The organism is Janthinobacterium sp. JF4 (assembly GCF_059617925.1).
Genome location: NZ_JCAQAV010000032.1, coordinates 16,107 through 27,464, shown reverse-complemented (window position 1 = coordinate 27,464; position 11,358 = coordinate 16,107). Strand labels below are relative to the sequence as shown.

The following is an 11,358-nucleotide window of genomic DNA, read 5'->3' as shown; positions in this document are numbered from 1 at the left end:
CCATGGCTGCGTTGCACAGTCTCGCCGTACTATTCGTACTGTCTTCGACCGCGCGCCTTGCCCTGAACGCCGTCTCAGGCGCTTGTGTGGTCGGAGGGCAGGGCCGCTTGCGCGCCGGTATAATGCTTCGATGCAAAATATTACGACAGCAACGCCATTCAAGCGTATCGTCCTCGGCCTGCAGTACGACGGCACGGCCTGGCACGGATACCAGAAGCAGGAAGATGGGCAAACGGTGCAGGACCAGCTGGAAAACGCGCTGGAGCAGTTTGCCCGCGTGCGCCTGGCCACCACCTGCGCCGGCCGCACGGATACGGGCGTGCATGCGCTCGAGCAAGTCGTGCACTTCGATACGGAGCTGAACCGCGACGTGCACTCGTGGGTCCGCGGCGTCAACGCCTTCCTGCCGAAATCCATCGCCGTGCGCTGGGCCAGGGAACTCGAAGGCGATCCGACGGTCAATGACTTTTTCCACGCCCGTTTCAGCGCCCGCGCGCGTACCTATCATTATGTGTTGTACAACAACGCTACCCGTTCGCCGCTGGTGGAAGGCCGCGCCGGCTTCTTTTTCCGTCCGCTGGACGTGGAACTGATGCGGCAAGCCGTGCAGCCGCTCTTGGGCTGGCACGATTTCACGGCCTTCCGCGCCGCGCAATGCCAGGCCAAGTCGCCGGTCAAGCTGATGCACGACATCCGCATCGAGCGGCGCGGCGATTGTGTGATTTTTACGATTACGGCCAATGCCTTTCTGCACCACATGGTGCGCAACCTGGTCGGTTCGCTCGTCTACATCGGCACGGGGCGGGAAAAACCGGACTGGCTCGGGCACTTGCTTGAAAGTAAAGACCGCCACGCGGCTGCGCCCACGTTCATGCCGGATGGCCTGTACCTGGCGCAGATCGATTACGATCCGAAATGGGCCTTGCCGCAAGACAGCAGCAGCGCCTTGCCCTGGTTTTGATCTGCATCAATAAAGGATAGCCATGCCTCGCACACGCATCAAGATCTGCGGCCTGACCCGCGCCGAAGACGTTGCCGCCGTCGTGGCGGCCGGCGCCGACGCCATCGGTTTCGTGTTTTATCCGAAAAGCCCCCGCTATGTGACGCCCGAGCAGGCGGCCAGCCTGATCGCGGCCATGCCGCCCTACGTGACGACGGTGGGCCTGTTCGTCAACGCCACGGTGGAAGAAGTGCGGGCGACGAAGGCCGTGGCGCCTTTGTCCCTGCTGCAATTTCATGGCGACGAGACGCCCGAGCACAGCGCGGCGCTCGCCGCAGCCGTGCAGACGCCGTTTACGCAAGTGTTCCGCGTCAAACCCGACACCTCCTTTGAAGATTTGCTAGAATACGAACAGCGCTATCGCGCCGCCTGTCCCTTGTTCTCCAGCCTCTTGCTGGACACCTATGTGGATGCCTACGGCGGTGCAGGAAAGGTATTTGATTGGTCCCTCATTCCAAAAGAACTCGCGCCTCGGGTCGTTTTAAGTGGTGGCTTGAGCGTACAAAACGCGACTGACGCAGTGGTGCGCGTGCGCCCTTACGCCGTCGACATCAGCAGTGGTGTCGAAGCGTCCAAGGGCATCAAGGACGCATCCCGAGTCCGCGCGTTTATTGCCGCGGTGCAGGATGCCGATGCCATCATTGCCAGAGGAAACAACCATGAATGACCACACCACCATGCCCGGCGCCGCCGCCGCATTGTTCCACGCCACCGATTACCCATTTCCTGACCCGCGCGGCCACTTCGGCCCGTACGGCGGCGCATTTGTTGCCGAAACGCTCACGCATGCGCTGGCCGAACTGAAAGATGCTTACGCCCGCTACAGCGTCGACCCGGAATTCCTCGAAGAATTCCGCTACGAGCTCAAGCACTTCGTTGGCCGTCCGTCGCCCATTTACCACGCCAAGCGCTGGTCCGAGATGGCGGGCGGCGCGCAAATCTATTTCAAGCGCGAAGACTTGAACCACACGGGCGCGCACAAGATCAATAACGTGATTGGCCAGGCCTTGCTGGCCAAGCGCATGGGCAAGCCGCGTATCATCGCCGAGACGGGCGCTGGCCAGCATGGCGTGGCCACGGCCACCATCTGCGCTCGCTTCGGCCTCGAATGCGTGGTCTACATGGGCAGCGAAGATGTCAAGCGCCAGGCGCAGAACGTGTACCGCATGAAATTGCTGGGCGCCACCGTCGTGCCCGTCGAATCCGGCTCCAAGACCCTCAAGGATGCGCTGAACGAAGCCATGCGCGACTGGGTCACGAATATCGAAAACACCTTTTACATTATCGGCACCGTGGCCGGCCCCCATCCGTATCCGATGATGGTGCGCGACTTCCAGTCCGTGATCGGCGAGGAATGCCTGGTGCAGATGCCGGAAATGACGGGTCGCCAGCCCGACTACGTGCTGGCCTGCATCGGCGGTGGCTCGAACGCCATGGGTATCTTTTACCCATACATCGACCAGAAGGACGTGAAACTGATCGGCGTGGAAGCGGCCGGCGAAGGATTGGACACGGGCAAGCACTCGGCCTCGCTGACGGCCGGTTTTCCTGGCGTGCTGCACGGCAACCGCACCTATCTGCTGCAGGATGAAAATGGCCAGATCATCGAGACGCACTCCGTCTCGGCCGGCCTCGACTATCCGGGCGTGGGCCCGGAACACGCGTGGCTGAAAGATTCGGGCCGCGCGCAATACGTGTCGATCACGGATGACGAGGCATTGCAGGCTTTCCACGACTGCTGCCATATCGAAGGCATCATCCCGGCCCTGGAATCGTCGCACGCATTGGCCTACGCGGCCAAGCTGGCGGCCACCTTGCCGAAAGACCAGATCGTGCTGGCCAACCTGTCGGGCCGTGGCGACAAGGACATGCATACCGTGGCGGAGCGCATGGGATTGAATTTCAGTTAAGCAACTGACAAGCCCAAGTAGGTCGGGTTAGCGCGAGCGCGTAACCCGACATTCCTCACAGATATAAAGAAAGCTCCCCATGTCCCGTATCGCCACCACCTTTGCCAATCTCAAATCGAACAACAAGACCGGCCTGGTCACTTTCATCACCGCCGGCGATCCCGGCCCTGACGCCACCGTGCCCCTGATGCATGCGCTCGTCGAGGGCGGCGCCGACATACTGGAACTGGGCGTGCCGTTTTCCGACCCCATGGCCGAAGGCCCCGTCATCCAGCGCGCCTGCGAACGGGCCTTGAAATTCAATGTCGGCATCCACGATGTGTTCGGCTATGTGCGCCAGTTCCGCGAGACGAACCAGACGACGCCCGTGGTGCTGATGGGTTATGCGAATCCTATCGAGCGCATCGGCAACGCCGCCTTCATTGCAGCGGCGCAAGCGGCTGGCGCCGATGGCGCCATCGTCGTCGATTACCCGCCGGAAGAGTGCGAGGAGTTCGGTGCCGCCATGCGCGAAGCGGGACTCGACCTGATCTTCCTGCTGGCGCCCACCTCGACCGAAGAGCGCATCGCGCAAGTGGCCAAGGTTGGCGGCGGCTTCAGCTATTATGTGTCGCTGAAAGGCGTCACGGGTGCGGGCAACATTGATACGCAACAGGTGGCGGAACGTCTCGCGGCCATCCGCCAGCATGTAAAATTACCTATCGGCGTGGGCTTCGGCATCCGCGATGGCGCCACGGCCAAGGCTGTTGCCAAGGTGGCTGATGCCGTCGTGATCGGCAGCCGCATCATCCAGGAGATCGAAAATGCCCCGGAAGGCGGTGCCGTCGACGCCGTACGCAGCTTTACGGCAGGCATCCGCGCCGCACTGGACGCCTGAGCAAGCTTGTTGTTTACGCAAGCTCAGGTGGCGGCAAAGTTCGACAGCCCGGCGATAAACGGCTACACTTCGGCCACTGATTTGCCTGTTATTGTGCAATAGATAAAATTTTTGGTGGCGCCCTGCGGGGCGTCGCCGTTTACCGTCTGCCGGGGGCGTCCACCGACGCTACCCCTACAAGGGCCCAAGGAGAAAATATGAGTTGGTTGGAAAAACTGCTGCCACCGCGCATCCAGCGTTCTGATGCCGCCGCGCGCAAGACCATGCCGGAAGGCCTGTGGGTCAAGTGCCCGTCGTGCGAAGCCGTGCTGTACCGTACGGACCTGGAATCGAATCTGCACGTGTGCCCGAAATGCGATCACCACATGCGCATCCGCGCGCGTGAACGCCTCGACAGCCTGCTCGACGCGGGGGGGCGCTATGAAATCGGCCAGGAAATCCTGCCCGTCGACACCTTGAAATTCAAGGATAGCAAGAAATACCCTGACCGCCTGAAGTCCGCCATGGAAGCGACGGGCGAGACGGATGCGATGGTCGTCATGGGCGGCGCCATCATGAGCCTGCCGGTGGTCGTGGCGTGCTTCGAATTCGAATTCATGGGCGGTTCCATGGGTTCCGTCGTGGGCGAGCGCTTCGTGCGCGGCGCGCAGATCGCGCTGGAACAGAAAGTGCCGTTCATTTGCATCACCGCCACCGGTGGCGCGCGCATGCAGGAAGGCTTGCTGTCCCTGATGCAAATGGCGAAAACCACGGCCATGCTGACCAAGCTGTCGGAAAAGAAATTGCCCTTCATCAGCGTGCTGACCGACCCGACCATGGGCGGCGTGTCCGCCTCGTTCGCCTTCATGGGCGACGTCGTCATCGCCGAGCCGAAAGCGCTGATCGGCTTTGCCGGCCCGCGCGTGATTGAAAACACCGTGCGCGAAAAACTGCCGGAAGGTTTCCAGCGCGCCGAGTTCCTCGTCACCAAGGGCGCCGTCGACATGATCGTCGACCGTCGCAAGATGCGCGAAGAAATCGCGCGCCTGCTGGCTTTGTTGCAGAATCAGGCTGTGGAAGTGCTGGCTTAATTTGCCGCTGGCGTCGGGTTACGGCCTTTGGCCTAACCCGACCTACATCGTCCTGCCGCGTTATATCTCTTCTGCGCCTTGCGCATCGCATCCTTCAAGAAGTCTCCCATGCAAAACCTCCCTACGTCATTGCCAGACTGGCTCGCCCTGCTGGAAACCCGCCATTCGGAAACCCAGATCAACATGGGCCTGGACCGCGTGCAAGCCGTCAAGGCGCGCATGCAGCTGGCGTTTACTTGCCCCGTGATCATGGTGGCGGGCACGAATGGCAAAGGGTCCACCTGCGCCATGCTGGAATCCGTGCTGTTGCGTGCCGGCTACAAAGTGGGGCTGTACATCAAGCCGCACTTTCTCGATTTCAATGAGCGCGCCCGCGTGCTGGGCGAGATGGCCAGCGACGAGCAGCTCGTCGCCAGCTTCCAGGCTGTCGAAGCCGTGCGCGGCGATACGCCGCTGACGTATTTCGAATTCACCACCCTGGCAATTGTGCATTTGCTGTCGCAGGCCAAGCTGGACGTGGCCATCCTGGAGGTGGGCCTGGGCGGGCGCCTGGACGCCGTCAACGTGATCGACGCCGACGTGGCCATCGTCACCAGCGTCGACATCGATCACACGGATTACCTGGGCGACACGCGCGAAGCGATCGGCTTCGAGAAGGCCGGTATCTTCCGTCCAGGCAAGGCGGCCATCTGCAGCGACCCCGTGCCGCCGCAGTCGCTGATCGACCATGCGACCGCCATCGGCGCCGACCTGTGGCTGATGGGCCGCGATTTCAACTATTCGGGCGACAAGCAGCAGTGGAACTACGGCGGACGCGAGCAGCGCCGCAATTCGCTCGCGTATCCAAGCTTGCGCGGCGCCAACCAGATCCTGAATGCGACGGCCGTGCTGGCCGCGCTGGAAGTGCTGAAATTGAAGCTGCCCGTGGGCGCGCAGGAAGTGCGCACGGGCCTCGTGACGGTGGAATTGCCGGGCCGCTTCCAGGTCTTGCCCGGCCGCCCCAGCGTGATCCTCGACGTGGCGCACAATCCGCACGCGGCCTCGGCGCTGAACCAGAACCTGGGCAATATGGGTTTCCACCCGTACACGTATGCCGTGTTCGGCTCCATGCTGGACAAGGATATCGATGGCGTATTGGCCGCGATGAGCGAGCACGTCGACCACTGGTGCCTGACTGGCCTGCCGTCGCCGCGCGCGGCGACAAAGTCCGAGCTGGCCGCCAAGGTGCAGATCATGCTGGAAGATAAGCCCGACAGCAGCGAGCATACTGTGTCTATTTTCGATGATCCGGCACAAGCTTTTGCAAATGCAATGAGCCGGGCCGGTGAGAATGATAGAATTGTGGTCTTTGGTTCTTTCCTCACCGTTGCCGGCGTGATGAAGGCCCGAAAATCCTCACTTCACTGAAACGCACTCGACTGAAAATCACGCATGGGCTTGTTCTCGAAACTGTTTAAAAACAAGCAAGAATCGTCTGGCGAAGACAGCGGCTTTTATGTCCCTGGCGAAGCACAGTCGCCGACCCGCAAGCGCGCAGCCAACACCTCCGGTGGCGGCGGATCGCGCCGTGGCGGCAAGGAAGCGCCGGATCCGGTCTTGCCTGAAAAAAAGCGCGCACGCCGCCGCCTGGTCGGGGCCATTGCCCTGGCCCTGGGCGTCGCTGTCGGCTTGCCGATGCTGCTCGATTCCGAGCCGAAGGCACCGTTCAACGATATCGCCATCGACATTCCGTCGAAGGAAAAGGCCGTCGCGCCAGCACCGGCGCCCGTGCCGGCCGTTCCGGCCCAGGCCGCAGCAAATGGCCTGGACCAGTCCGAGGAAATCGTCGACGCGCCGCTGCCGCCTGCAGCCAAGCCCACGCCTGCGCCTGCGCCGGCACCCGTGCTGGCCGCCGCGCAGCCTGCGCCGCTCAAGCCGACCTATGTGGAACCGAAACCCGAGCCCAAGCCTGAACCGAAACCTGTCAAGGTGGAGCCGAAGCACGACACCAAGCCGGAGCCGAAACACGAGTCCAAGCCCGAATCCAAGCCAGAGCCCAAGCATGAAGTAAAAGCGGAAGCCAAGCCTGAGGCCAAGCCTGCCAAGCCGGCGCAATCGGCCGACGATGCGGCGCGCGCGCTGGCTATCCTGGAAGGCAAGCCACTGGACAAGCCGCAAGAGAAGGTGCAGGACAAGGCGCACGACGGCGGCAGCGGCAAGTTCGTGGTGCAGGTGGCGGCGCTGGCGACGCAGGACAAGGTCGATGAGTTGCAGGACAAGCTGCGCGAAGCGGGCATCAAGTCGTACACGCAGAAAGTCTCCAGCCCGGCGGGCGAGCGCATCCGCGTGCGCGTGGGACCGTTCGGCAGCCGCGAAGACGCCGAAAAGACCCGCGCCAAGCTGCAAAAGCTGGGCCTGGGCGGTTCGCTGGTGCCGGCGTGATGTTGCAAGGCTGAACGCGCGTGACGATCTTCGATTACCTGGTGCTGTTCGTCTTGGTGACGTCCGTGCTGATCAGCATGATGCGTGGCCTGGTCAAGGAAATACTGTCATTGGTCAGCTGGATCGTGGCTTTCGTCATTGCCAACGCCTATGGCGCCACCCTGGCGAAATTCCTGCCGGAAGCCGTGCCGGGCGAAGCCATCCGTTTGTTGCTGGCCTTCGTGGTGCTGTTCATCGGCGTGCGCATTCTGATGGGATTGCTGTCCATGACGGTCGACGCGCTGGTCAAGGTGACGGGCCTGAGCCTGGCCGACCGCACCCTGGGCAGCCTGTTCGGCGTGGCGCGGGGCCTTGTGATCGTGCTGACCGCCGTCATCTTGTGCGGCATGACGTCCATACCGCAGCAGCCATTCTGGAAAAACGCGCAGCTCAGCCCGCTCGCGGAGCAGGGCGCGCGCGCCATCAAGCCTTATCTGCCTGCCGCTTACGCGCAGCATGTGAAATTTTGAATTTTTTTAAAATCAGTAGCACAGTTTAGGAGCACACCATGTGTGGCATCGTCGGCGTCGTTTCCCATCAACCTGTCAATCAATTGCTCTATGATGCATTGTTGCTCCTGCAACATCGCGGTCAGGACGCGGCAGGGATTGCGACCAATCACAGCAGTATGTTTTCCATGCACAAGGCCAATGGCCTCGTGCGTGACGTCTTCCGTACGCGCAACATGCGTTCGCTGCAAGGCACGACGGGCATCGGCCATTGCCGCTACCCGACGGCTGGTTCGTCGAGCGAAGAGGAAGCACAGCCGTTTTATGTGAATGCGCCGTTCGGCATCACCCTGGCGCACAATGGCAACCTGACCAACTGGGAACAGTTGAAGCTGGAAATGTTCAAGAACGACCGCCGCCACATCAATACCGATTCCGATTCGGAAGTGCTGCTCAACGTGCTGGCGCATGAAATCCAGGAAGCGACGACGGGCCTGAACCTGGATCCGGAAGCGATTTTCAAGGCCGTTACCGTGCTGAACCGCCGCGTCAAGGGCGGTTACGCGGCCGTCGCGCAAATCGCCGGCGTGGGCTTGCTGGCCTTCCGCGACCCGCACGGCATCCGCCCGCTGTGCCTGGGCATCAATGAAACGGAGCAAGGTCCCGAATACCTGATCGCCTCCGAATCCGTGGCCCTGGAAGGTATGGGCTTCCGCTTCGTGCGCGACATCGGTCCCGGCGAAGCCGTCTTCATCGATGCCGACAAGAAATTGCACAGCGCCCAATGCGCCGACAATGCCAGCCTGAACCCATGCGTGTTCGAGTTCGTCTATTTGGCCCGTCCCGACTCCGTTATCGACGGCGCCTCCGTGTACGCGACGCGCCTGAAAATGGGCGAATACCTGGCCGAGAAGATCCGCGCCGAGTTGCCTGGCGTGCATATCGACGTGGTCATGCCGATTCCCGATTCCTCGCGTCCGGCCGCCATCCAGCTGGCCATGGCGCTGAACATCGAGTACCGCGAAGGCTTCATCAAGAACCGCTATATCGGCCGTACCTTCATCATGCCGGGCCAGGCGGCGCGCAAGAAATCCGTGCGCCAGAAGCTCAACGCGATCCCGTCCGAATTCAAGGACAAGGTCGTGCTGCTGGTCGACGATTCCATCGTGCGCGGCACCACCAGCCGTGAAATCGTGCAGATGGCGCGCGAAGCGGGCGCGACGAAAGTCATCTTCGCTTCGGCCGCGCCGCCGGTCATCTACCCGAACGTGTATGGCATCGACATGCCAACGCGCGACGAACTGATCGCCTACGGCCGCACGACGGAAGAAGTGTGCCGCGAAATCACGGCCGACTACCTCGTGTACCAGGATATCGGCGCGCTGAAGCAGGCGATCGCCGACGTCAACCCGGCCCTGACGAACTTCGAGGCATCGTGCTTCGATGGCGTGTACGTGACGGGCGACGTGTCGCAGGAGTACCTGGACCGCCTGGAATATGCGCGCCACCATCCGAAGGCGGCAGCGCCCGAAGATACGCCGCGTTCCCAGTTGAACCTGAACCTGGCAACGACAGAAGCATAAGTAAGCTGCCCGGCCGATGCCGGGCATTTTTTTCTCCGCGATCATGACCACCAATAAAAACTACGGCTTTACCACCACCATCCTGCATAACGACCGCCGCAAGGGCATCGAACACGGTTCCCTGCACAAGCCCGTACATACTTCTGTTGCCTTCGGTTACGCCGATGCGCGCCAGCTCGCCTCCGTGTTCCAGGGCAAGGAGCCGGGCTTCCGCTATGGCCGCCAGGGTAACCCGACGGTCTCCGCGCTGGAAGACAAGGTCAACAAGATGGAAGACGGCGTCGCCACCCTGTGCTTCGCCACCGGCATGGGCGCCATCGGCGCCGTAGTGCAATCCTTGCTGCGCGCGGGCGATCATGTCGTCTCGTCGGCCTTTTTGTTTGGCAACACCAACAGCCTGTGGCAAACGGTGACGGGGCAGGGTATCGCCGTGTCCTTCGTCGATGCCACTCTTGTCGCCAACGTGGCGGCCGCCATCACGCCGCAAACGCGCATCGTGTTTGTCGAAACCATCGCCAATCCGCGCACGCAGATCGCCGACCTGAAAAAAATCGGCGACTTGTGCCGCGAGAAGGGCATCTTGTACATCGTCGACAACACGATGACGACGCCATACCTGTTCCGCCCGAAAGCGGTGGGCGCGGGCCTGGTGGTCAATGCCTTGACGAAATCCATTGGCGGTCACGGCAATGCGCTGGGCGGCAGCTTGACGGACACGGGCGTGTTCGACTGGACCCAGTATCCGAACATTTTCGACAATTACAAGAAGGCGGCGCCGGCGCAGTGGGGCATCGCGCAAATCCGCGCCAAGGCCTTGCGCGACTTCGGCGCCTCCCTGGGCCCGGAAGCGGCGCACCATATCGCCGTCGGCGCGGAAACCATGGCCTTGCGCATGGACCGCACCTGCTCGAACGCCCTGGCGCTGGCCACCATGCTGGCCGCGGACCCGCGCGTGGCCGCCGTGCATTACCCGGGCTTGGCGTCGCACCCGCAGCACGCGCTGGCGACGGATTTGTTCCGCAGCTATGGTTCCCTGTTCAGCTTTGAGTTGAAGGACGGCATCGACTGCTTCGATTTCCTCAACCGCCTGAATTTAGCGATTCCAGCCAGTAACCTGGGTGACACGCGCACCCTGGTCATCCCCGTCGCCCACACGATTTTCTACGAGATGGGTGCCGAGCGGCGCGCCAGCATGGGCATTGCCGAATCGCTGATCCGGGTGTCCGTCGGCATCGAGGACGAGGTTGATTTGCTCGAGGATTTCCGCCAGGCGCTGGACGTATAACAAGCCGCGCAAATGAAAAAGGGCCGCGACAGTCATGCTGTTGCGGCCCTTTTTACGTGCGGCAGTCTAATGCCAGCTGCGCATGAGTCCGACGGCCAGACCTTCCAATGCAAACTCGTCTTCCGGCGACACGGTAATGACCTTGAAGTCGGGGTTTTCCGGCAGCAGTTCGATGACGGAGCCCGTTTTCTTGTAGCGCTTGACGGTGACTTCGTCGCCGATGCGGGCGACGACGATCTGGCCATTCTTGGCGCTGTCGACCTTTTTCACGGCCAATAAATCGCCATCCATGATGCCGGCGTCGCGCATGGACCAGCCGCGCACCTTCAGCAGGAAGTCGGGTTTGGCCGAGAACAGGGCCGGGTCCACGTTGTAGCTCGCTTCCAGGTTTTCCTGCGCCAGGATGGGCGAACCGGCAGCCACGCGGCCGATCAGCGGCAGCGACAGCAGCAGCGCTGCCGGCACTTTCGACGGCGCCGCTTCGGCGGCCGCGCCGATCAGGCGGATGCCGCGCGAGGTGCCGGGCGAAATCTCGATCGCGCCCTTGCGGGCCAGGGCTTGCAAATGCTCTTCGGCCGCATTGGCCGATTTGAAACCCAGTTCATTGGCGATTTCGGCACGGGTGGGAGGAAAGCCCGTATTTTCAATCGCGTCCTTGATCAGGTTCAGGATTTGTTCTTGTCGTGCTGTCAGCTTGATCATGAGCGGTGGGTGCATACTAAAA

Annotated in this window: 11 protein-coding genes; 10 read left to right on the top strand and 1 reads right to left on the bottom strand. The window is 61.9% G+C overall.

Annotated features, from left to right (window positions below):
- Positions 1 to 130 precede the first annotated feature (130 nt).
- From truA to AC54AF_RS20220, 10 genes are all read left to right on the top strand, one after another.
- Positions 131 to 961: a tRNA pseudouridine(38-40) synthase TruA gene (truA, locus tag AC54AF_RS20265; protein WP_496637964.1), complete on the top strand. Its 831-nt coding sequence runs from the start codon at positions 131 to 133 to the stop codon at positions 959 to 961.
- 22 nt (positions 962 to 983) lie between these two features.
- Positions 984 to 1,667 carry a phosphoribosylanthranilate isomerase gene (locus AC54AF_RS20260; RefSeq protein WP_496637963.1) on the top strand — a complete coding sequence of 228 codons (684 nt, stop codon included), beginning with the start codon at positions 984 to 986 and terminating at the stop codon, positions 1,665 to 1,667.
- Positions 1,660 to 2,910: a tryptophan synthase subunit beta gene (gene trpB / locus AC54AF_RS20255; RefSeq protein ID WP_131689397.1), complete on the top strand. Its 1,251-nt coding sequence runs from the start codon at positions 1,660 to 1,662 to the stop codon at positions 2,908 to 2,910. The genes AC54AF_RS20260 and trpB overlap by 8 nt, the downstream gene beginning before the upstream one ends.
- A gap of 79 nt (positions 2,911 to 2,989) precedes the next feature.
- Complete coding sequence (gene trpA / locus AC54AF_RS20250) at positions 2,990 to 3,787, top strand: tryptophan synthase subunit alpha (protein WP_496637962.1); 798 nt, start codon at positions 2,990 to 2,992, stop codon at positions 3,785 to 3,787.
- Between the two features lie 197 nt (positions 3,788 to 3,984).
- Positions 3,985 to 4,857 carry an acetyl-CoA carboxylase, carboxyltransferase subunit beta gene (gene accD / locus AC54AF_RS20245; RefSeq protein ID WP_010400390.1) on the top strand — a complete coding sequence of 291 codons (873 nt, stop codon included), beginning with the start codon at positions 3,985 to 3,987 and terminating at the stop codon, positions 4,855 to 4,857.
- Positions 4,858 to 4,965: 108 nt separating this feature from the next.
- Complete coding sequence (folC, locus tag AC54AF_RS20240) at positions 4,966 to 6,264, top strand: bifunctional tetrahydrofolate synthase/dihydrofolate synthase (protein ID WP_496637961.1); 1,299 nt, start codon at positions 4,966 to 4,968, stop codon at positions 6,262 to 6,264.
- Between the two features lie 24 nt (positions 6,265 to 6,288).
- Positions 6,289 to 7,278 (top strand): SPOR domain-containing protein, encoded by a 990-nt coding sequence (locus AC54AF_RS20235; protein ID WP_496637960.1) that lies wholly within the window; start codon positions 6,289 to 6,291, stop codon positions 7,276 to 7,278.
- A gap of 20 nt (positions 7,279 to 7,298) precedes the next feature.
- Positions 7,299 to 7,787, top strand: coding sequence for a CvpA family protein (locus tag AC54AF_RS20230; protein ID WP_077407525.1), 489 nt, complete (start codon positions 7,299 to 7,301; stop codon positions 7,785 to 7,787).
- A 38-nt stretch (positions 7,788 to 7,825) separates the two neighbouring features.
- Positions 7,826 to 9,349, top strand: a complete 1,524-nt coding sequence (gene purF, locus AC54AF_RS20225) for an amidophosphoribosyltransferase (RefSeq protein WP_034750508.1) — start codon at positions 7,826 to 7,828, stop codon at positions 9,347 to 9,349.
- Between the two features lie 43 nt (positions 9,350 to 9,392).
- On the top strand, positions 9,393 to 10,634 hold the full coding sequence (locus AC54AF_RS20220; protein ID WP_496637959.1) for a cystathionine gamma-synthase family protein: 1,242 nt from the start codon (positions 9,393 to 9,395) through the stop codon (positions 10,632 to 10,634).
- Between the two features lie 66 nt (positions 10,635 to 10,700).
- Here the strand turns inward: AC54AF_RS20220 and lexA are convergent, their stop codons facing one another.
- Positions 10,701 to 11,336 carry a transcriptional repressor LexA gene (gene lexA / locus AC54AF_RS20215; RefSeq protein ID WP_496637993.1) on the bottom strand — a complete coding sequence of 212 codons (636 nt, stop codon included), beginning with the start codon at positions 11,334 to 11,336 and terminating at the stop codon, positions 10,701 to 10,703.
- Positions 11,337 to 11,358 lie beyond the last annotated feature (22 nt).

Coding starts and splice junctions, on each gene's coding strand:
- truA (WP_496637964.1), top strand. CDS start 131: ATGCAAAATATTACGACAGCAACGCCATTCAAGCGTATCGTCCTCGGC.
- AC54AF_RS20260 (WP_496637963.1), top strand. CDS start 984: ATGCCTCGCACACGCATCAAGATCTGCGGCCTGACCCGCGCCGAAGAC.
- trpB (WP_131689397.1), top strand. CDS start 1,660: ATGAATGACCACACCACCATGCCCGGCGCCGCCGCCGCATTGTTCCAC.
- trpA (WP_496637962.1), top strand. CDS start 2,990: ATGTCCCGTATCGCCACCACCTTTGCCAATCTCAAATCGAACAACAAG.
- accD (WP_010400390.1), top strand. CDS start 3,985: ATGAGTTGGTTGGAAAAACTGCTGCCACCGCGCATCCAGCGTTCTGAT.
- folC (WP_496637961.1), top strand. CDS start 4,966: ATGCAAAACCTCCCTACGTCATTGCCAGACTGGCTCGCCCTGCTGGAA.
- AC54AF_RS20235 (WP_496637960.1), top strand. CDS start 6,289: ATGGGCTTGTTCTCGAAACTGTTTAAAAACAAGCAAGAATCGTCTGGC.
- purF (WP_034750508.1), top strand. CDS start 7,826: ATGTGTGGCATCGTCGGCGTCGTTTCCCATCAACCTGTCAATCAATTG.
- AC54AF_RS20220 (WP_496637959.1), top strand. CDS start 9,393: ATGACCACCAATAAAAACTACGGCTTTACCACCACCATCCTGCATAAC.
- lexA (WP_496637993.1), bottom strand. CDS start 11,336: ATGATCAAGCTGACAGCACGACAAGAACAAATCCTGAACCTGATCAAG.